Annotated in this window: 17 protein-coding genes; 9 read left to right on the forward strand and 8 right to left on the reverse strand. The window is 68.5% G+C overall.

All coding sequences use genetic code 11. The features are described from left to right. Positions 1 to 140: 140 nt before the first annotated feature. Positions 141 to 2,870 carry a TonB-dependent receptor gene (locus B1991_RS05505; protein WP_136257714.1) on the reverse strand — a complete coding sequence of 910 codons (2,730 nt, stop codon included), beginning with the start codon at positions 2,868 to 2,870 and terminating at the stop codon, positions 141 to 143. A 137-nt stretch (positions 2,871 to 3,007) separates the two neighbouring features. Next, entirely contained in the window at positions 3,008 to 4,126 is a 1,119-nt protein-coding gene (gene glk / locus B1991_RS05510) for a glucokinase (protein ID WP_136257715.1), read from the reverse strand. Positions 4,127 to 4,564: 438 nt separating this feature from the next. Here glk and B1991_RS05515 point away from each other — a divergent pair, with 438 nt between their 5' ends. After that, positions 4,565 to 5,848 carry a sugar MFS transporter gene (locus B1991_RS05515; protein WP_136257716.1) on the forward strand — a complete coding sequence of 428 codons (1,284 nt, stop codon included), beginning with the start codon at positions 4,565 to 4,567 and terminating at the stop codon, positions 5,846 to 5,848. A gap of 75 nt (positions 5,849 to 5,923) precedes the next feature. After that, positions 5,924 to 6,970: a LacI family DNA-binding transcriptional regulator gene (locus tag B1991_RS05520; RefSeq protein ID WP_136257717.1), complete on the forward strand. Its 1,047-nt coding sequence runs from the start codon at positions 5,924 to 5,926 to the stop codon at positions 6,968 to 6,970. A gap of 93 nt (positions 6,971 to 7,063) precedes the next feature. Here the strand turns inward: B1991_RS05520 and B1991_RS05525 are convergent, their stop codons facing one another. After that, entirely contained in the window at positions 7,064 to 8,668 is a 1,605-nt protein-coding gene (locus tag B1991_RS05525) for a S10 family peptidase (RefSeq protein ID WP_136257718.1), read from the reverse strand. Between the two features lie 344 nt (positions 8,669 to 9,012). Between B1991_RS05525 and B1991_RS05530 the strand changes: the two genes are divergently transcribed. Then, entirely contained in the window at positions 9,013 to 10,848 is a 1,836-nt protein-coding gene (locus B1991_RS05530; protein WP_136257719.1) for a hypothetical protein, read from the forward strand. Positions 10,849 to 10,930: 82 nt separating this feature from the next. After that, complete coding sequence (locus B1991_RS05535) at positions 10,931 to 11,941, forward strand: c-type cytochrome (protein ID WP_136257720.1); 1,011 nt, start codon at positions 10,931 to 10,933, stop codon at positions 11,939 to 11,941. 61 nt (positions 11,942 to 12,002) lie between these two features. On the opposite strand, the gene B1991_RS05540 is transcribed toward B1991_RS05535, so the two are convergent. Beyond that, entirely contained in the window at positions 12,003 to 12,881 is an 879-nt protein-coding gene (locus tag B1991_RS05540; RefSeq protein WP_136257721.1) for an SDR family oxidoreductase, read from the reverse strand. A gap of 101 nt (positions 12,882 to 12,982) precedes the next feature. On the opposite strand from B1991_RS05540, the gene B1991_RS05545 reads away from it, so the two are divergent. Then, positions 12,983 to 13,885, forward strand: a complete 903-nt coding sequence (locus tag B1991_RS05545; protein WP_136257722.1) for a LysR family transcriptional regulator — start codon at positions 12,983 to 12,985, stop codon at positions 13,883 to 13,885. Between the two features lie 18 nt (positions 13,886 to 13,903). Here the strand turns inward: B1991_RS05545 and B1991_RS05550 are convergent, their stop codons facing one another. The 4 genes from B1991_RS05550 to B1991_RS05565 all read right to left on the reverse strand — a co-directional run bounded on the left by B1991_RS05550 (position 13,904) and on the right by B1991_RS05565 (position 17,163). Next, positions 13,904 to 14,761, reverse strand: a complete 858-nt coding sequence (locus B1991_RS05550) for an EamA family transporter (protein WP_136257723.1) — start codon at positions 14,759 to 14,761, stop codon at positions 13,904 to 13,906. A 97-nt stretch (positions 14,762 to 14,858) separates the two neighbouring features. After that, a complete protein-coding gene (locus B1991_RS05555) occupies positions 14,859 to 15,263 on the reverse strand; it encodes a protein tyrosine phosphatase family protein (RefSeq protein WP_136257724.1) in 405 nt (134 codons plus the stop codon). A gap of 28 nt (positions 15,264 to 15,291) precedes the next feature. Continuing rightward, positions 15,292 to 16,158 (reverse strand): MBL fold metallo-hydrolase, encoded by an 867-nt coding sequence (locus B1991_RS05560; RefSeq protein WP_136257725.1) that lies wholly within the window; start codon positions 16,156 to 16,158, stop codon positions 15,292 to 15,294. Positions 16,159 to 16,347: 189 nt separating this feature from the next. Then, positions 16,348 to 17,163, reverse strand: a complete 816-nt coding sequence (locus B1991_RS05565) for an AraC family transcriptional regulator (RefSeq protein ID WP_136257726.1) — start codon at positions 17,161 to 17,163, stop codon at positions 16,348 to 16,350. 176 nt (positions 17,164 to 17,339) lie between these two features. On the opposite strand from B1991_RS05565, the gene B1991_RS05570 reads away from it, so the two are divergent. From B1991_RS05570 to B1991_RS05585, 4 genes are all read left to right on the forward strand, one after another. Continuing rightward, positions 17,340 to 17,603, forward strand: a complete 264-nt coding sequence (locus tag B1991_RS05570; RefSeq protein ID WP_136257727.1) for a hypothetical protein — start codon at positions 17,340 to 17,342, stop codon at positions 17,601 to 17,603. A gap of 74 nt (positions 17,604 to 17,677) precedes the next feature. Continuing rightward, positions 17,678 to 18,136, forward strand: a complete 459-nt coding sequence (locus B1991_RS05575) for a MarR family winged helix-turn-helix transcriptional regulator (protein WP_136257728.1) — start codon at positions 17,678 to 17,680, stop codon at positions 18,134 to 18,136. Positions 18,137 to 18,159: 23 nt separating this feature from the next. Beyond that, on the forward strand, positions 18,160 to 19,617 hold the full coding sequence (locus B1991_RS05580) for an efflux transporter outer membrane subunit (protein ID WP_136257729.1): 1,458 nt from the start codon (positions 18,160 to 18,162) through the stop codon (positions 19,615 to 19,617). 10 nt (positions 19,618 to 19,627) lie between these two features. After that, a complete protein-coding gene (locus B1991_RS05585) occupies positions 19,628 to 20,833 on the forward strand; it encodes an HlyD/EmrA/EmrK family protein (protein WP_136257730.1) in 1,206 nt (401 codons plus the stop codon). The last annotated feature ends 114 nt before the right edge of the window (positions 20,834 to 20,947 follow it).

The raw sequence follows: 20,947 nt of genomic DNA on the forward strand, positions 1-20,947 counted from the left end.
TTCTCCGGTGCGCGTTCGCATGGTGCCACGCAGGGCCACCATGCCACGCCAAAAAAAAGCGGGCCCGCCAACCAATGCCGGGGCCCGCACGGGGAGGGTGTCGACGCGCCGTCCCTGGCGCGCCATGCCGCGGTGCAGCTTCAGAACTTGAAGCGGAGGTTCAGGTAGTACTGGCGACCGTTGATGTAGGTCGAACGCGGCTGGATGCCGTAACCGTCGCCCTTGACGTAGTAGCGCAGTTTCGGGCTGTTGAGGTTGAGGCCGTCCAGCGACACCGACATCCAGTCGTTGATGCTGTAGCCCAGCGACGCGGACAGGTAGCCGGTGCCCTGCATGTAGAAGAAGCCGCCGCGATCCGGGCCGGCGAAGTACGACGAGCGGTAGGTGTAGCTCACCCGCGCGTTGAACTTGTCGTTTTCGAAGAAGGCCGATGCGTTGGCGGTGTTCTTCGAGGTGCCCTGCAGGTCCTGCCCGTTGTCGGCGTTGCCGGTGGCGTAGGTGTAGTTCAGCGCGACGCCGAAGTTGTCGCCGATCGGCTGCTGGTAGTTCAACTCCACGCCGCGCACCTTGCCGTCGACGTTGCTGGGGATGTTCACCTGATAGGCCGAGTAGACATCGTGCCCCGCCGCCGTGCTGGCCGGCATGTCCTTGTACAGGCGCGACTCGGAAGCGAAGGTGACGTAGTTCTGCAGCGACATCTCGTACACGCCGGCCGACAACAGGCCGCGCGGCGCGAAGTACCACTCCAGGGCCGCGTCGAAGTTGGTCGAGATCAGCGGCTTCAGGTTCGGGTTGCCGCCGCTGCCGGTGTGGCCGGTGTCATCCAGCGACACGGTGCCGGCCAGTGCCGAGTAGTCGGGGCGGGTCAGCGTCTGCGACACCGCCACGCGCGCCAGCACGTCGTCGGTCAGGTTGAACTTCAGGTTGGCGCTGGGCAGCGCCTTGCTGTAGCTGGCGTTGTTGGTGTTCCAGTAGTAGCCGGCCGGGAAGAACGCCGAGCCGAGGATCGGGCCTTCCACTTCGGTTTCCTGCGGCGAGGTGCTGGTGTAGTTCACCGCCTGCTTGGTGTGCACGTAGCGCACGCCCACGTTGCCGCTCCAGCGGTCGCCGATGAAGTTGGCCTGCAGGTAGATCGCGCCGTCCTTCTCGTTCACCTTGTAGATGTCGTTCGGGTACAGCCGCTCCGGGCCGCGGTTGGCGTACTTGGAGTCGTAGGCGGCCAGGTCGGCCTGCGAGTAGTACCAGATGTTGGTCGGGAACGAGCCGCCCAGCGAGCTGCCGAAATCACCCGGGTAATGGCCGAAGCTGGCCGGGAAATTGGCCGGGTTGCTCCAGTCGCCGCCGTTCGGGCCCTGCGCGAACGCATACGGGTTCTCGCGCGTGTGGTCGGCGTAGCGCACGCCGAACTGCAGCGAGGCCAGCGTGCTGTCGTCGAAGTCCAGCTCGCCGTCGATCTTGCCCCAGTTCTCCTTGTCCTCGACGTTGATGCCGCCCTCGCCGAAGATCCAGTTGGCGCTGACGCCCGAGGCCGCCGGCGAGCTGTTGTCGGGACCCAGCGACCAGTTGACCGGCTTGCCGGTGCCGCGGAAATCCCACGCGGCGCCGGTGCCCGGCGCGGTGTTCAGTTCCAGCACGTCCTGCTTCGGGCTGGAGCCTTCGCCCTTGGTGGTGCCGACCTGGGCCGTGAAGCTCAAGCTGTCCGTCGCGCGCCAGTCGACATCGGCGGTGAAGAAGCGGGTCGAGGACGAGGCCTCGCGCGAGATCTGGTCGTAGATGCCGTAGTTCATCGCGTCGTTGCTGGGCGAGAACGAGGCATGGGTCAGCGTGTTGTTGTCGACGACGTAGCCGGGTTCGAGGTTGGTGGCGCCGTGCACGAAGTGGGTGGCCCACATCATGTAGTTGCGGTTGAAGTTGTCGGCCTTGAGCTTGCTGTAGAAGCCGTTCAAGTTGACCGTGACGTTGTCGGTCGGCTTGAACTGCACGTCGACCGAACCGCCGGTGCGCTTGCGCTTCTGGGTGAACAGCACGTTGCCGATCAGGCTGGGGAAGTAGACCCCGTTGAGGTCCGGATGGGCGGCGACGATGGCGTCGGTGGGGGCCAGCTTTTCGAGGCCGAGCACTTCCTGGCCATTGCGCTGCAGGCTGCGCTCCTCGTAGAACGCCTGCGCCATCACGCCGAAGGTGTTGGCGTCGTTCTTCCAGTTGAACAGGCCGCTGAACTGCGGCTTGGTGGTACCGGGCAGGTCGGAGTAGACGCCGCCCACGGAGGCGTGCACGGTCACCGGCTTGTCGAACTGCAGCGGCTTGCGGGTGATGATGTTGACCGTGCCGGCCGCGCCGCCCTCGACCAGGCGCGCCTCGGAGGTCTTGTTCACCACCACTTCGCTGACGATCTCCGCCGGCAGCAGGCTGTAGCTGACGCTGCGGCCCACGGTGGCGGTCTGGTTGAGCACGAACCAGTCGCCGGTGCCGATGTTGTGGCCGTCGACCAGGGTCTGGGTCATGCTGGGCGCGGTGCCGCGCAGGCTGACGCGGTCGTTCTCGTCGAAGCCGCCTTCGCCCGCGCTGGAGGTGCCGACGCTGACGCCGGGCAGTCGCTGCAGCGTGTCGGCCACGTTCTTGGCCGGCAGCTTGCCGATGTCCTCGGCGGTGACCACCTCGACGTGCGCATCGGCGGCCTTCTTCAGCGCCAGCGACTCGGCCTCGCTGTCGCGGATGCCGACGACGGTCACCGTGGCCAGTTCCTTGACTTCGGCTTTTTTCGGTTGGCTGGCGTCGGCCGCAGCCGCGCCGTCCTGCGCAAACAACGCACCGGAGACGCACAGACCGGTGATGATGCTGGCGGCGAGCAATGTCTTGCGATGGTTCATGGTGTTCCTCCCCTCAAGAGGCTGGATCGAATCAGGACCGGCGTGGATGCGGTCGCGGACTGTGGGTGACGCGTGGTGGTGATGGACAGCGGACAGCGACGGTGGGCGTGGCGCCGTGGTGCGGGATCGGGCTCATCTCATGCTCCCTGCCTGGGGCTGCGCCCTTCATCCAGAAACCAGCTTGCGGCGCCGATGACACCAAGCTGGCCGTGCTCGATCAGTCGAACCGGAACCTGTTGCAGCCACGCCCGCATCACGCCCTTGTTGAAGTAGCGCTCGGCGAACGTGCTCGCCAGCAGGAAGTCGTGGATGCGCGGCAGGATGCCGCCGGCGAGGTAGATCGCGCGGGCGCCGTAGAGCAGGCCGAGGTCGCCGACGAAGCTGCCGAGCAGGCCGCAGAAGATCTCCAGCACTTCGCGGGCGACCGGGTCGCGGCCTTCCAGCGCCGCGGCGGTGACTTCGGCCGGCGTGCTCCAGCGCGGCGCGGCGCCATGCAGTTCGGCCAGCGCGCGGTACAGCTTGAGCAGGCCCGGCCCGGACAGCGCATCCTCGAACGAGACATGGCTGCGCTCGCGGCGCAGCAGGCGCAGGATCTCGATCTCCCGCTCGGTGCCCGGCGCCAGCGAGATCTGTCCCGCTTCGGTGGCCAGCACGCGGGCCCGCGGCGAGCCCGGCAGCAGCACCGCCGAACCCAGCCCGGTGCCCGGCCCCATCACCAGCACCGGCCCGGGCGGCGGCGGTGGTGCCTCGATGATGCAGCGGGTCTCGGCCGCGTCGAGGAACTGGGTGGCGTAGGCCACCGCCTCGAAGTCGTTGATGACGGCCAGTTGCCGGATGCCCAGCGCGTCGCGGATCGCGCTGATCGACACCGGCCAGGCCAGGTTGCCGTTGACGATCGCGTCGTCCAGCACGTAGCCGGCACAGGCCACCGCGCATTCGCGGATGTCGGCGGCCGCGGCCGCATGCGGCGTGTGCGCCAGCTGCGCCACGAAGTCGCGCAGCATCGCGGCGAGATCGGGCCAGTCCGCGCAGGCGTAGCGATGGAAGTGCAGCACGCGGACCGGCTGGCGAGCGTCGCCACGCGCGTTGACCAGGCCGATGCGCGCGTGCGTGCCGCCGATGTCGGCGGCCAGGAACGGCTGGCCCGGCTCGCCCGCCGAGGCCGACAGCGCGGACGCCTGCATCGACGACGTCGCGCCAACCGGCTCGGCCGGCGACGGCGACGCGGCATGGCGCTGGTTGGCGACTTCCCCCACTGGCGATCTCCCGTGATCCCGGCGCGTCCCGGCGATGGGCGGCGACACCCTCGCCGCGGCCGGATGCTGACCTGCTTTTGGCCGAGTCTGTGGCCAGAATGACAACGTTGTCAACACATCGACGGCAGAATTTTCACGCGCGCCCTGTGGCACCGCAGCATAGCTGTCATGACAGGCTGCGAACCTCCTTCAGCAAGGCGCTTGAAGCGCAGAAACAGTCGCTATTCCGCCATCGGCAGTGCCGTCATCGGGCGTCGTGCACTGCCGCATGAACGCTCCGGCGAGGACGGCCAGGCCGATGCCGCAGCAGCCCGATCGGCAGCACTTTCCGGACGCGGATTGACAACGTTGCACTTTTTGCGGAATAAGGAGACATTGCCGACGGCGGCGCCCCATCGGCGCCGGCGCGGCACGGCACCCGGGGAGAATCTCTTGTCCATGAGCACCACACTGGCGGCCACGCCGTCCCAGCGCAGTCAACTCGGGCCGATGCTGATCATCGGCGTGCTGTTCTTCATCTTCGGCTTCGTCACCTGGCTCAACGGGCCGCTGACGATCTTCGTCAAGCTGGCCTTCGACCTCGACGACGTCAGCGCCTTCCTGATCCCGGTGGCGTTCTACCTGTCGTACTTCTGCCTGGCACTGCCCTCGTCGGTGGTGCTGCGGCGCACCGGCATGAAACGCGGCATGGCGCTGGGCCTGTTCGTGATGGCGATCGGCGCCGTGCTGTTCGGCGAGTTCATCAACATGCGCGTGTACCACGGCGCGCTGGTCGGGCTGTTCGTGATCGGCGCCGGACTGTCGCTGCTGCAGACCGCGTCGAATCCGTACATCAGCATCCTCGGCCCGATCGACAGCGCCGCGCAGCGCATCGCCTTCATGGGCATCTGCAACAAGGTGGCCGGCGCGCTGGCGCCGTTCGTGTTCGGCGCGCTGGTGCTGAGCGGCATCGACAGCCTGGAGCAACAGGTGAAGACCGCGCCCTCGCCGGCTGCGCGCGATGCACTGCTGGACAGCTTCGCTGCCCGCGTGTACTGGCCGTACATGGTGATGGCCGCGCTGCTGGTGCTGCTGGCGATCTGGGTGGTGCGCTCGTCGCTGCCGGAGGTGAAGCCGTCCGGCGCCAACGACGAGCATGCGATCGGCCACCGCGGCGGCAGCATCTTCGGCTTCCCGCACCTGTGGCTTGGCGTGCTGTGCCTGTTCCTGTACGTGGGCGTGGAGGTGATGGCCGGCGACGCCATCGGCATCTACGGCCAGAGCTTCGGCCTGCCGCTGGACGCGACCAGGCATTTCACCTCGTACACCATGCTGGGCATGCTGGCCGGCTACATCGTGGGCCTGCTGGTGATCCCGCGCTTCATCTCGCAGCAGCGCTACCTCGCGGTGTCGGCGGTGCTGGGCGTGGCGTTCACCGTGGGCGCGTTCGCCACCCATGGCTATGTCTCGGTGGCCTTCGTCGCGGCGCTGGGTTTCGCCAACGCGATGATGTGGCCGGCGATCTTCCCGCTGGCGATCAAGGGCCTGGGCCGGCACACCGAGGCGGCTTCGGCGCTGCTGATCATGGGCATCGTGGGCGGCGCGCTGATCCCGCAGGTGTACGTGCACCTGAAGCAGTACGTCGACTTCCAGTGGGCGTTCCTCGGCGTGATGGCGCCGTGCTACCTGTACATCCTCTACTACGGCCTGGTCGGGCATCGCGCTGGCCAGGCGCGTGGCTGACCCGCATGCGCTAGCATGCGCTCGCCGCCCCGCGTTCCCGCGGGGCGCTTTCCATCACGATGCATGAGGTTGCCGGTGCGCAGTGCCACCATCAAGGACGTCGCCGAGCGCGCCGGCGTCTCGCTGAAGACGGTGTCGCGCGTCATCAACAACGAGCCCTCGGTGCATGCGCGCACGCGCGAGCGGGTGCAACAGGCGATCGACGCGCTCGGCTACCAGCCCGATCCCACCGCGCGCAGCCTGCGCAGCACGCGCGCCTATGCGATTGGCCTCGTCTACGACAACCCCAACGCGCACTACATCATCAACCTGCAGCGCGGCGTGCTGTCGGTGTGCCGCTCCAGCGGCTTCGGCCTGCAGATCCATCCCTGCGATTCCTCCTCGCCCAAGCTGGCCGAGGAGCTGTGCACGCTGGTGCGCCGCTCGCACCTGGCCGGGCTGGTGCTGGCGCCGCCGATGTCCGAGCAGCCCGAACTGATTCGCGCCCTGAGCGAGGCCAGGATCCCCTTCATCCGCATCATCTCCGCGCGCAAGGATCCGCAGGACGGCTACCCCTGCGTCTACGTGGACGACCGCGACGCCGCCTACGCGATCACCGAGCACCTGATCCAGCTCGGCCACCAGCGCATCGGCTTCCTGTGGGGCGGGCGCGAGCACCGCTCCAGCCCGGAGCGCTACCAGGGCTACGAGGATGCGCTGAAGGATTACGGCATCGCGCTGGACCGCAAGCTGATCCTGCCCGGCGACTTCACCTTCGACGACGGCTTCCGCGGCGCGCGCAAGCTGCTGGCACTGAAGGACCGGCCCACAGCGATCTTCGGCTCCAACGACGAGATCGCCGCCGGCGTGCTGGCCGCGGCGCACTCGGACGGCATCAACGTGCCCTACGAGCTCTCCATCGCCGGCTTCGAGGACAGCCCGTTCTCCAAGCAGTCCTGGCCGGCGCTGACCACCGCGCGCCAGGCCACCGAGGAGATCGCCCGCCATGCCGCGCAACGCCTGATCGGCGACCTGCAGCGCGCCGCCAACGGCGAGCCGACCACCACGCGCAACGAAGGGTTCAGTCCGGAGCTGGTGGTGCGCGGTTCGACCGCGCCGCGGCACGGCACCTCGCGGCGCTGAAAGCCGACCATCGGGATACCCGTAGGGCGGCACCGCCCGTGCCTTTCCACGGCAACGGCGGCGGGCAAGGCCCGCCCTGCGTGCGCGGCGCGATTACTTCACGTTGTCGGTCTGCCCGATGAAGCGGGCGACGTTGTCGTGCAGCAGCTTCAGCGACGGCGCGTGCGCGTACACCATGTGGCCGGAGGGGTACCACGAGTAGCTGATGTTGGCCTCGAGGCTGGCCGGGATCGGCAGGTGGTGCATCTCGTAGTCGGCGGCGAAATACGGCGTGGCCAGGTCGTAGTAGCCGCCGTTGAGATAGATCTTGAGATCGGGGTTGGTCTTCATCGCCATCGCCAGGTCCGGCATCACGTTGGTCGAGGATTGCAGTGCCTCGCCCTGCACGCCCGGCGCCTTGTGCGAGAAGTCCCAGTGGTCGATGTCGGCAAACAACCGGTACTGCCGGCCCTGGCCGAATTTCAGGTCGCGCCGCACGTAGTCGTTGAAGGCGGACACGTAGGCCGAGCTGATCGCCGAGGATTGCGGATCGTATTCGGAGTCCTTGCCCAGCGGATCGATCGCCGGGCCCGAGAAGCGCGTGTCGAGCCGGCCGGTGGTGGTGCCGCCGTCGGCCTGCAGTTCGTGCTCGAACATGCCGCCGCTGACGCGCAGGTTCGCCTTCAGCAGGTACGCCACCGGCAGCCCGGTGTACTGGTGCAGCTTTTCCGCCACCGCCTGCTTGCGCGCATCGTCCAGGCGCGAGCCGGCCATCAGCGCCTGCGCGTAGTCGCCCATCGCGTACTGCTCCACCTCGCGCAGGAACGGCTCCAGCGCCGCCGGCTGCTGCGGCAGCTTGTGGTGGTAGAACGCGGTGGCGGCAAAGGTCGGCAGGCCCAGCTCGTAGGGCAGGTCGATGCCGGGGTTGAACTCCGGCCCGTCGATGCTGGTGTCGAAACTCAGGATCTGCGACAGCAGGATCACGCCGTTCAAATCGACGCTGTCCTCGTTCTCCAGGATGTTGGCCAGCACCGCCGAGCGGGTGGTGCCGTAGCTTTCGCCGAACAGGTACTTCGGCGAGTTCCAGCGGTCGTACTTCGACAGGAAGCGGGTGATGAACTGGGCAAAGGCATGCGCGTCGCCGTCGACGCCGTAGATCGCCTTGCGCCGATCCTTCATCTGCTCGTCGCGCTTGGCCTTGTCCTCGTCGTTGGCGATCAGCCGGCTGAAGCCCGCGCCGGGCGCGTCGATGAACACCACGTCGGAGGCATCGAGCAGGCTGTAGTCGTTGTTGACCAGCTGGTACGGCGCCGCCGGCGTGTGCGTGTCGTCGCTGGTGACCACCCGCTTGGGCCCGAACGCACCCATGTGCAGCCACACCGTGGCCGAGCCGGGACCGCCGTTGTAGATGAAGGTGACCGGCCGCTTGCCCGCCTCCACACCCTTCTTGAAATAGGCGACGTAGAACATGCTGACCTGCGGCTCGTCCTCCTTGTCGCCGCTGCCATGCAGCACCAGCGTGCCGGCCACCGCCTTGTAGTCGACCCGCTTGCCCTCGACCGACACCGAACCCTCGCTGGTCGAGGACTGCGCTTGCACCAGCGCCGCGTCCGGCTTGGACTCGGACGCGGCCTTGTCGTCCTTCTTGTCCGTGCCGGCAAAAGCCGTCGAGGTGAACAGCAGCGCGGCAAGCACCGCGGCGAGGGGAAGTTTGCGCATGGGCTGGCATCCGGCAGGCGAAGCGCCGAGCTTAGGCTTCGCCGCGGCCGGCCTTCATCCGCCAGAAGTCATTGCGCAGGAACTTGCGTGCAAGTCGCGGCCACGGACTGGCCGAAGGCAGCGGAAAGCCCCGCGATCTATGCCAGAATGCCGCCGCGGAACGGGCAGGGACGACGCGCTTTCGCGACTCGGCGCATGCCCATGGCCCAGCGGGGATTCTGGCGAGAGATCAGGCGCCGCCACGTGTATCGCGTGGCGGCTGCGTACGCGGTTGTCGGGTGGCTGCTGCCCCGGGTGGCGCAGAAGATCGAGCTGCCATACACGCCAGAGAAATCCGGCACGCCATGAGCACCCGGCCTTCACTTTTCTCCGAACTCAAGCGCCGCAACGTATGGCGCGCGGGCATGCTGTACGCCGGCGCGGTGTGGGCGTTCGGGCAAGGCCTGTCGCAGTTCAGCCCGGCGATCGGCTTGCCGGACTGGGCGACGCGCTGGTTCCTGATTGCGGCGGCGATCGGGTTCCCGTTCTGGATCGCGTTCGCGTGGTTCTATGAATTCACGCCTGAAGGCTTGAAGCGCGAGAGCGCGATCGCGGCGGGCGATTCCATCGCGCATGCCACTGGCCGCAAGCTGGACAAGTGGATCATCGGCGTGCTGCTGGTCGCGGTCGTGCTGCTGCTGACAAATACGCTTGTGTGGCGCAAGGGCGCGGGATTGGGCGACGGTCCGGGGGCCATCGTTCCGGCAAAGTCCATCGCCGTGCTGCCGTTCGAGGATTTGAGTCCCGCCCACGATCACGGCTATTTCTCCGCCGGCATGGCCGAGGAACTGTTGAATGCGCTGGCGCGCGTGCAGGATCTGCGGGTCGCCGGGCGCGCCTCCTCGTTCTATTACGGCAACCACAATGCCGACCTGCGCACGATCGGCAAGGCACTGGATGTGGCCAACGTGCTGGAAGGTTCCGTGCGCACGCAGGGCCAGGCGGTGCGGATCAGCGTGCAACTGATCCGCACCCGCGACGGTTTCGAGGCATGGTCGCAGAGTTACGACGGCAACTTGAGCAACATCTTCGACCTGCAGGAGCGGATCGCCCGGGCGATCACCGATCACTTGAAAGTGGTGCTGGGCGATGTCGGCAACACGCGGCTGGTGCCGGTGGCCACCCGCAGCGCGGACGCCTACGCGGATTTCGTCACCGCGCAGGAACTGGTGAATCGCCGCGTGGGCGACAGCCTGCCGCGCGCGATTGCCTTGTTGCAGCAGGCGACGGCCCTCGATCCGGGCTTCGCGCGCGCCTGGTCCAAGCTCGCCGTGGCCAACGCGGTGCTGCCGCAATATGTAGCCGGAGACTGGAACGCGAGCTGGAAAACCTCCGACGATGCCGCCCATCGTGCCTTGGCGCTCGATCCGGGCGACGCGGAAGCCTATGCAGCGCTCAGTTACAACCAGTTTTCGCAGCGCCACTACACGGCCATGGTGGAACCGATGCAGCAGGCGCTGAAGCTGGCGCCGGAGAACTCCGCGGTCAACTACTGGGCTGCCAACGAGTTCGCCGCGATGGGCCGCACCCGCACCGCAGAGGCGCGCATCGATGCGACGCTCGTCGACGATCCAGCCAATCCCTTGCTGCTGTTCTACAAGAGCATGTTGCGCTGGCGCGAAGGAGACCAAGCCGGCGCGCTGGCCTACATCCATCGCGGCGGCGTGACGGATTCGGCATTCGGCGCCTTGATGCTGGAGTTCTATGATGCCGCGCACGGCGACGTGCAGGCTTCCGCGCGGGACTTCGCAAACTCCACCAGCGAGATGGGCACGAAGATCTCCCGCGCGGATTTGCAGGAGATCTATCGCGGCACGTACGGCGATGCCGCGCAACGCCAGGCCGCATGGCGGATCGTCGCCACGCACGCCGACGACAACTGGGCGCCGACCATGCTGCTGCAACTTGGGGCACCGGCGCGTTCGTTCGATCTGTATGAGCACGGCCACAGCGGCCTGTCCGATGCCTACCTGAACTGGCTGTGGCAGCCGGAACCGTGGTCGCGCAAGGCACGCCGCGATCCCGCCTTCCAGGGCTTTGCGCAACGCCTCGGCATGCTCGCGTACTGGAAGCAGTACGGCTGGCCGGACCTGTGCAAGCCCACGCCGGCCCGCGGTGCGCAGGCATTTGTCTGCTCATGAACCCGGCCGCCCGGCTCGGTGACCGGTAGCGCCGGCTTACGGCGACGCAGCGTGGGGTTTTTCAACCGGCAAGGGGAACGCCATGCGAATCGAAGGCAGGAAGTGGACGACGCTCATCGCCACGGCTCTTCTGTGCCGGGTGTTCCCGGTGGTCGCGACCGGCGCTCCGGTCGGCGGCGAATCGCCAGACGCGCAGATCAGCGCGGCCGAGGCATGGGCGTTTCCGCAATTTCCGCCGCCGGACCCGCACGCGCCCAAGTCCGACCCGGCCAGAATCATTCACGTGGCGGGCAGCACGCGCAGCTACACGCAGGCGCAACTGGACGTCGAGCACTTCGTTCCCGACTGGTTTCCGCAGGACCATTTGGCCGCGCCACCGATCGTCACCGTCGATCGCCACCCCGGCTGGCCATGGCCGTGCGCGGAATGCCACATGGTGAATGGCGCCGGCGTTCCCGCGACCGCGTCGATCACGGGTTTGCCCAAGGCATACATCCTGGAACAGGTGGCCGCATTCCGGCACGGTCAGCGCGGGGCGAGTGCATCGCGCACCACGCGGGACATGGCCAACGAGGCGCGCAGCATCAACGACGAGGACCTTGAGACCGCCGCCAGCTATTTCTCGCGGCTGGAATTCGTGCCGCACACGAGCGTGATCGAGAGCGCGAGCGTGCCGAAAACGCACTGGGAAGATTTCGTGCAGAGGCCGGACCAGGGTGGAGCGCGCGAGTCGATAGGCGAACGCATCGTCGAAGTGGCGGTGTCGTTCGATGATTATCGACACAACAGCGACCGTACCCGCTATATCGCGTACGTGCCGCCCGGCAGCATCGCGCGTGGCGCGGCGATCGCGGCCAGCGGCAGTGGCGCGGCGCCAGCATGCGAGTCCTGCCACGGCGCGAAGCTGCAGGGCACGGAGCTCATCCCGCCGCTGGCCGGACGCTCGCCGACCTACATCGTGCGTGAGCTGCTCCTGTTCCGCGCTGGCCAGCGTTCGAATCCCGCCGCCGCGCCGATGCGGCTGGAGGCTTCGCAGCTCACCGTCGACGACATGATTGCCGTGGCGGCGTATGCGGGATCGCGCACGCCGTGAGGTTCACGCGGAACGGGGCACGGATGGCCCTCGTGAACCCCTGCCGCGCCAGCTCCTGACCTCACTGCACCTGCCACGCCGTGGCCAGTTCGACGGCAAGATCGCGGTAACGGCGCGGCGGATGGCCGAGCAGACCGGTGAGAATCTCCAGCGCGTTCGACTTGCCGAGCATGCCGTCGACGTGAAAGCGCGCCAGCATCAGGCGCAGATCGTAGGCCGACCAGGACGGCATGAGGCCGGCCATGACGGCCTCCCAGGCATCCAGGTCGTTGCCCGCAGGCGTGACCGGCCTGCCGAGCACGCCGGACCAGATCGTCGCCAGCGCATCGCCGGTCAGCACCTCCGGACCAGTGATCTCGATCACCTCGCGCGGCAGCGGCGCCGTGGCTCGCGCGCGGCGCAGCAGCGCGGCCACCGCGACCTCGGCGATGTCGCGCACGTCGACCATCGCCACGCCGACGTTGCCGATGGGCATGCCGTAACGGCCCTGTTGCAACAGGCCGTCCCGCAGCATCGCGTCGTTCTGCATGAAGTAGGAGGGGCGCAACACGGTCACCGGCAGGTCGAACTGCTCGATCATCCGTTCCACCGCGTACTTGCCGGTGAAGTGCGGCACGTCGGTGTAGGCATCGCTGTTGAGGACCGACAGATACACTATGCGCCGGATGCCGGCCTCGCGCGCCAGGCTCAGCGTGCCGATCGCCTGGGTCACTTCATCGGCGACCACGGCATTGAGCAGGAACAGCGTATCGACGTTCTGCAGCGCCGCGCGCACCGAGGGAATGTCGGTCATGTCGCCCTTGACCGCGATGACGCCGTCGGGGAACGACGCCTGGTCCGGGTTGCGCGTCAGCGCATGGACGCTGGCGCCCTGCGCGGCCAGCCCGCGAACGACGAGGCTGCCGATGGTGCCGGTGCTGCCGGTGACGAGAATGCTCATGGGGATCTCCTTCGAGGTGGTGGACAACGCCATCCTGCTGTTTCACGAAGCGTCCCGATAGCCGCATAATCTGGACATCTCGTCTCATTCATGGAACAGCCGTGGATCTGCTCGCGCTGGCCGATTTCAACGACGTGGCGCGACATGGCGGTTTCGGCCGCGCCGCCCGGGCCACCGGCCGACCCAAGGCCACGCTGTCGCGGCGGGTACGCCAGCTGGAGGACGCGCTGGGCGTGCGCCTGTTCGAGCGCGGCGGCCACACGCTCCGGCTGACGCCGGAAGGACGCGAGCTGCAGGAACGGACGCAGTCGCTGCTGGAACACATCGACGAAGTGGGCGAGGTGTTGCGCGGAGGCATCGGCACGCCACGCGGCAGGCTGCGCATCAGCGCGCCGGTGCTGTTCGGCCAGCGCGGGCTGGGCCGCATCGCCGCGGACTACGCGCTCGCCTACCCCCAGGTGCAGCTGGAAGTGGTCACCGAGGATCGTTTCGTCGATCCGGTGGATGACGATTTCGACCTGGTCATCCGCGCCAACCCCGACCCCTCGACCGACCTGGCCGGCCGCTGCTTCCTGCGCGACGTGATGGTGGTCGTGGCCGCGCCGTCACTGCCTCGGTCAGCGGGAAGAAGTGACGCCGTGGTGCCCGCGATCACGTTGTCGCGCACGCCGTCCGATGCGACCTGGCAGCTCAGTCGCGCGCGCAGCGTGCGCCGCATCGCCACAAGCACCGTGTTGCGGCTGTCGTCGATGGCGATGATCCACGATGCGGTAATCGCCGGCGTGGGCGCCGCCGCGATGCCGCGCTCGCTGGTCCAGCCCGACATCGACGCGGGCCGGCTGCTCGACTGGGGCGTACTCGCCGACCACCCGGTCGAAGTCTGGGCCCTGTATCCCTCGCATCGCCACCTGAGCGCCCGCGTGGCCGCCTTCGTGAAGTTGCTGCTGGACCGCTTCGAAAATGCCTCGCCGGGCGCATTCGCCCGACTCTCGAGCGGGAAATGAAGCAGCGCGAGTGATCCGTCAGCCGCGCGCCAACACCCCGATCGCCACCGCCGCCAGCGCCACGCCCGCGAGATTGAGTCGGCTCAGCCGTTCGCGGAACAGCAGCAGGCCTACCAGCGCACCCAGCGCCACCACGCCGATGTTCATGCTGGCGAAGACCAGCGCCGGGTGCTGCGGCAGGGCGCGGTGGCCGCGCAGGTAGAACAGGATGTTGCCGAAGTTGGCCAGACCGAGCAGCAGGCCGGCGATGGCGCTGCGGGCGGTGAAGCGGGTGGTGCCGCGGGCGCGTCGCCACAGCTGCATGGCGAAGGCGACCAGCAGGGCCAGCGCGAACATCGCCTGCAGCGAGGTGCCCAGCGCCACGCCGGCAATGGCCACGCGCTTGAACAGGATGTCGATCACGCCGAAGCAGGCGAACACCAGCAGCGGATACAGCCAGCCGGCGACGCCCTCGTTCGTCGGTGCGTGCCCGCTGCGCCAGACCATGCACAGCAGGGCGAGCAGGCCCAGTGCGATGCCGCCGAGCTTGAACGCGGAGAGTTGCTCGCCGAACAGCACGAACGCGGCCAGCAGGGACAGCAGCAGCGACAAGCGCTGCGCCGCGTCGCTGCGCACGATGCCGGCGTGGCGTACCGCCGCGGCCAGCGCCAGGAAGATCGTCGGCAGCAGGATGCCCAGCGCGACCAGCGCCAGCCACGGTACGCCGGCACCGCGCAGGCCCGCCGGCGACGGCTGCAGCAGCAGCGCGGTGAGCGCGCTGGTGGCCACGTAGTTCCAGGCGATCGCCTGGCCCACGTCGATGCGCCAGCGCCGCGCCAGTTTCAGCAACACCGACACCGCCACGCTGCACAGCACGCTCAACAGCACGAAGAACATTCGACCCTCCCGCGGCAAACAGCGCGCATTGTGCCGCAAGCGGCAGGCGAGCCCGACGCCGGATCAGTCGCGCCGCGCGCGGCGACGCCTCAAGCCGTCAGCGCAGCCACGGCCGCAGCATCGACAGGTCGTAGCCGGCCGCACGCGCGGCGGCGAGGATGTCGTCCGCCGGGCCCGACGCCTGCAGCGCCCACAGCGCGCAGCTGCGCGTGCCGCTGCGGCAGAACGCCAGCAGCGGGCCGGGCAGTTCCTCCAGCGCCGCGCTGAATTCGTGCAAGGTAGCCGGCGCGAACGGCATGCCCGCCACCGGGATATGCCGCCAGGCCAGGCCGGCGGTACGCGCCGCCGATTCCAGCGTGGCATTGTCCGGCTGGCCGGGTTCCTCGCCGTCGGGGCGGTTGTTGACGATGCCGCGAAAACCCTGCGCGGCGAGTGCCGCGATGTCGTCGACGTCGATTTGCGCGCTGACGCTCAGCGCACCGGCAAGCGGATGGATCTGCATGCAATGCTCCGTAGGAAGGGATGGACGCCTACAGCGCGTCCAGCGGGATTTTCAGATAGCGCACGCCATTGTCCTCGGCCGGCGGCAACTGGCCGGCGCGCATGTTCACCTGCACCGCCGGCAGCAGCAGTTGCGGCACCTTCAGCGTGGCATCGCGCGCGCGGCGCATGGCGACGAACTCCTCCTCGCCGATGCCGTCATGCACGTGGATGTTGCCCTGGCGTTCGGCCGCCACCGTGGTCTGGTGCGCGAACTCGTCGCGGCCGGGGGCCTTGTAGTCGTGGCACAGGAAGATCCGCGTGGCGTCCGGCAGGGCGAAGATGCGCCGGATCGAACGGTACAGCGTGGCCGCGTCGCCGCCGGGGAAATCGCAGCGCGCGGTGCCGTAGTCGGGCATGAACAAGGTGTCGCCGACAAACGCCGCGTCGCCGATCACGTGGGTCATGCACGCCGGCGTATGCCCCGGCGTGTGGATCGCCTGCGCCTCGATGTCGCCCAGCCGGTAGCCCTCGCCATCGGCGAACAGGTGGTCGAACTGGCTGCCGTCGCGGGCGAACGCGTCGCCGGCGTTGAACAGCGCGCCGAAGGCGTGCTGGACTTCGCGGATGTGCTCGCCGATCGCCAGCGTGCCGCCCACTTGCGACTGCACCCAGGGCGCGGCGGAGAGGTGGTCGGCGTGCACGTGGGTGTCGATCACCCAATCGACCGTGAGGTCATGTTCGCGCACGAAGGCGACGATTTTCTGCGCGGCCTCGTGCGCGGTGCGCCCGGAAGCGGCGTCGTAGTCGAGCGCGGCATCGATCACCGCGGCCTTGCGCGTGGCCGGGTCCCACGCCACGTAGCTGAAGGTGTGGCTCGGCTCGTGGAAGAACGCCTGCACCTCGGGATGTTGCATCGTCGCCTCCGTTACCCGCCGCACGCTGCCAGCCACCATGATAGGCCCTGCGCTGCCCGCCGGACCGAGGCGCGAAGAGCCACGTGCCTGCGGCGTGGTGTCGGCACGTGCGATTGCTGCCTGCGCAGGAACCGCACTGGCTTTTCGTCTCGCCGCGCCTCACCGGCTCACCGGTGCACGCGCCGGTGATCAGCCCGCGGCGGGATGCTGCGCAAAGTAGCGCGCCGGCGGCTGGCCGAAGTTGCGCCGGAACATCGCCACGAAGGCGCTGACGCTGACGTAGCCCAGCGCGTCGGCCACCGCCGCCACCGGCATGCCTTCGGCCAGGTGTTCGAGTCCGCGGCTGAGCCGTGCCTGCTGGCGCCATTGCGCGAAACTCAGCGCCGTCTCGGCACGGAACAGGCGGCTCAGGCTGCGCGCGGACAACCCGGCCCAGGTCGCCCACTCGGTCAGGCCGCGGTTGTCGTGCGGCTGTTCCAGCACGGCCTGGGCGATGCGCAGCAGGCGACGATCCTGCGGCATCGGCAGGTACAGCGACTGCCGCGGCGCGCGGCGCATTTCGTCGAGCAGCACGGCCATCAGCCGTTCCTGCTCGGGCTCCAGTTGCTGCTCCCAGGTCCATTCGCTGGCGCGGCGTACCAGCGCGCGCATCAGTTCGGTGGTACCCATCACGCAGGCCACCTCGGGCAGGCCGTGATCGATGTCCGGGGCGATGAACGCGCCCCAGCCGCTCATCGCCCCGCTGACGGTGACCATGTGCCGCTCGCCCGGCGGCATCCAGCCCGCGCGCTGCGGCGGCAGCATCCACGCGCCATGCTCGGTGTGCACGTGGACCACGCCGCTCTCGACGCAGAAGAACTGTCCACGCAGATGGTGATGCCAGTCGAATGCCTGGCTGCCCTCGTCGGCGTCGCCGATCACCTCGCGCTCGAGTCGATAGGCGATCAGCGCCGGGCCGCCGGCCTGCTCGATCAGGGCGTGGGTCTGTTCGCTGGAGGCGGTCATGGCCGATTCTCGATACAAGTTGACCAAATAACGTTATCAGCTTGGCATCATCGCTGTTTACCCTTGCGTACTTCGGGCCGGCAGATTCCCCCCTCGTGCCGCCGCCCCGGCAGCAGTCACGTCGCACGCGCGTCGCGCGTCTGCACCGTATTGGCCCTCCTTCCCCAGGACGCCCCATGTCGACGATCGAACCGTTTCCCGCCAAGACCCACCCGCTGGCATCTCCCCTGGAGATCTTCGTGGCCTGTGCCCACCAGATGCTGGACCCCGCCACCCCGGAGCCGGTGCGCCGCCAGATGGAGCCGCGGCTGCTGGCGCAACTCCCGGCGCTGCGCGCATTGGGCGTGTTCGAATTGTTCGAGTTGCGCGACCCGGCGCTGCGCGCCTGGCTGGACGACGAGCTGGCCGGACTGTCCGCCGCGACGGCGATGCCGGGTTAACGCCTGCCCGAGCAAATGCTGTGCAATACATATTTGCCTTGACAAACATACTTCAGGCAATAGAATGCGCGGCCATGAACACCGAATCGCTCGCCTTCAGCACCCCCCGGGAAAGCCTCGGCATCCTGCTCGGCCTGGTCCGCGCGGAGATCGTGCGTGCGATGGAAGCCGAGCTGGCGACCAAGGGACTGAGCCTGAGCTTCACCCAGTTCCTGATCATCAAGCGGCTGGCCCGGCTGGGGCCGATGTCGGCCACCGAGCTGGCGCGCTCGGTGGAGCTGGACGGTGGCGCGATGACCCGCCAGCTCGACCAGCTCGAGCGCAAGGGCTATCTGCGCCGCTGCCGGCATGAGCAGGACCGCCGCACCCTGCGGATCGAACTGACCGACGCCGGCGACTCACTCTGGCGGCAGCTGACCGACTGCAACGAACGCGTGCTGAGCGCCGCGCAACGCTCGCTGGACGAAGCCGAACAGATCCGACTGCACGACTACCTGGAACGCGTGCTGCACGCGCTTCGCGACAAGAACTGACCCCCTTCACCCTGGATTTCCCCATGCGTCTGCATCTTCTTGCGGCTGCTTCCGCGCTGACCCTCGCGCTGGCCGCGTGCGCCAGCAGCGGCGGCCTGCATCCGAACGGCGTGCCGATCGACCCCGCCTCGCTGAAAGCCGCACATCATCTCGGCGCGAACGACACCGCCGCCTGGCCCGACAGCGACTGGTGGAGCGCGCTGGGCGATCCGCAGCTCGATCGGCTGATCCGCGAAGCGCTCGCCGACAACCCCGGCCTGGCCGTGGCCGACGCCCGCGCCCGCGCGGCGCAGGCGGCCGCCGGCCTGGCCGACGCCGCGCGCGGCCCCAGCGTGAATGCCGGCGCCAGCGTTTCCGGCGCGCGCATCCCGACCACGGTGATGCCGGCCGACGCCGGCGGCGGCCATTTCAGCGTGGCCAGCTACGCCTATGGCAGCTTCAAGTGGGGCCTGGACCTGTGGGGCGGCAAGCGCGCCGCGTGGGAAGCCGCGCTGGGTACCTCACGCGCGGCCGAGGTCGAGGCCCGCGCCGCGCGCATCGAATTGTCCGGCAACGTGGCCCGCGCGTATGCGCAACTCGGCTACGCGTTCGCCCAGCAGGACCTGGCCGCCGGCGAGCTGAAACGCGCGCAGCAGTCGCAGCAGCTCACCGCGCAACGCGTGACCGCCGGCATCGACAACCGCATCGTGCTGAAGCAGGCCGAGGCCGAGGTAGCCACCGACGAGCAGGCGGTCGCGCTGGCCGACCGCGCGGTGGATGCCGCCCGCTCCGCGCTGTCCGTGCTGCTCGGCAAGGGTCCCGATCGCGGCGACGAGATCGCCCGCCCGCGCGTGCTGACGCCGCCCGAGCTGGCGGTGCCGGACAACCTGCCGGTGGAACTGATCGGCCATCGCGCCGACCTGGTTGCCGCACGCTGGTGGGCCGAGGCGGCGGGCAAGGACATCAAGGCGGCCAAGACCGAGTTCCTGCCCAACATCAGCATCGGCGCGATGGCCGGCGTGATCCGGCTCGGCGGCGGCAACCCGTTCACCCTGCCGGCGCGCTTCTATCAGCTCGGCCCCTCGCTGAGCCTGCCGATCTTCGACGGCGGCCGGCTGCGCGCCAACCTCTCGGCCAAGGATGCCCAGTACGACCTGGCCGTGGCGCAGTACAACCAGACCCTGGTCGGCGCGGTGAACGAGGTCGCCGACGACGTCTCGGCCACGCAGTCGCTGCAGCGGCAACTCGCCGCCCAGCAGCGCGCGCAGGCTGCCGCGCGGCAGGCGTGGGACCTCGCGCTGCAGCGTTACCAAGCCGGCGTGGGCAGCTACCTGGAGGCACTCAGCGTGCGCCAGCAGCTGCTGGCCGCCGACCGCGGCGTGGCCGCGCTGCAGGCGCAGCAGGTCGACCGTTCGATCCAGTTGATCCAGGCCCTCGGTGGCGGCTACCAGCCGCAGGCCGACGTGCCGGCACCGTCATCCTCCACTTTTGCGCATCGCTGAGGCTTCCCCCATGTCTGCTCAACCCTCCCCCGACTCGAACGAGAGCAAGGCCGAGTCCAGGCCGCCGATGCCGGCGCCGAAGAAATCCCGCGGCGTGCTGCTGCGCGCGCTAGGCGTGGTGGTGGTGCTCGCCGCCATCGGCTGGGGCCTGTGGTACTTCCTCGACGGGCGCTGGTACGAGAGCACCGACGATGCCTACGTCAACGGCAACGTGGTACAGATCACCCCGCAGGTGCCCGGCACCGTGGTCAGCATCGGCGCCGACGATGGCGACCTGGTGCATGCCGGCGACGTGCTGGTGAAACTCGATCCCAGCGACGCCGACGTGGCGCTGGCCGAAGCCAAGGCCAACCTGGCGCTGACCGTGCGCAAGGTACGCGGACTGTATTCCAGCGTCAGCGGCGCGCACGCCGACGTCGCCGCCCGCCAGACCGCGGTGGACAAGGCGCGCTCCGATTACCAGCGGCGCGTGGCGCTGGCCAAGTCCGGCGCGATCTCGGCCGAGGAACTGGCTCACGCCAGCGATGCGCTGACCACCGCGCAGAACGCCCTGATCACCGCCCAGCAGCAGTACCAGACCAGCAAGGTGCTGGTCGACGACACCGTGGTCGCCTCGCACCCGGACGTGCAGGTCGCGGCGGCGCAGCTGCGCGCCGCCTACCTCGCCGACGCGCGCACGCAATTGCTGGCGCCGGTGGACGGCTATGTGGCCAAACGCTCGGTACAGGTCGGCCAGCGCGTGCAGCCCGGCACGCCGCTGATGGCGGTGGTGCCGCTGCACCAGGTGTGGATCGACGCCAACTTCAAGGAGACCCAGCTCACCGACATGCGCATCGGCCAGCCGGTGGAGATCGAATCGGACGTCTACGGCGGCGCGGTGAGCTACACCGGCAAGGTGGAAAGCCTGGGCATCGGCACCGGCAGCGCGTTCTCGCTGCTGCCGGCGCAGAACGCCACCGGCAACTGGATCAAGATCGTGCAGCGCATCCCGGTGCGGGTGGTGTTCACCGACCCCAGGCAGCTGGAGCAGCACCCGCTGCGGCTGGGCATGTCGCTCAACGTGGACGTCAACCTGCATGACCGCAGCGGCCCCACGCTGGCGCGCCAGACGCCCTCGCAGCCTGCCTTCAGCACCGACATCTACAAGCAGCAGCTGGCCCAGGCGGATGCGGCGATCAAGCAGATCATCCACGCCAACATGGCCGGCGAAAAATGACGGCAGCAACTCCCTCCCCTGCGCAGCAGGGGAGGGTTGGGGTGGGGTGCTTCTGGATCTCTGCGTGACCCTGCGCAACCCCCTCCCAACCTCCCCCTGCGCAGCAGGGGGAGG

The organism is Rhodanobacter lindaniclasticus (assembly GCF_004799035.1).
GTDB lineage: Bacteria > Pseudomonadota > Gammaproteobacteria > Xanthomonadales > Rhodanobacteraceae > Rhodanobacter > Rhodanobacter lindaniclasticus.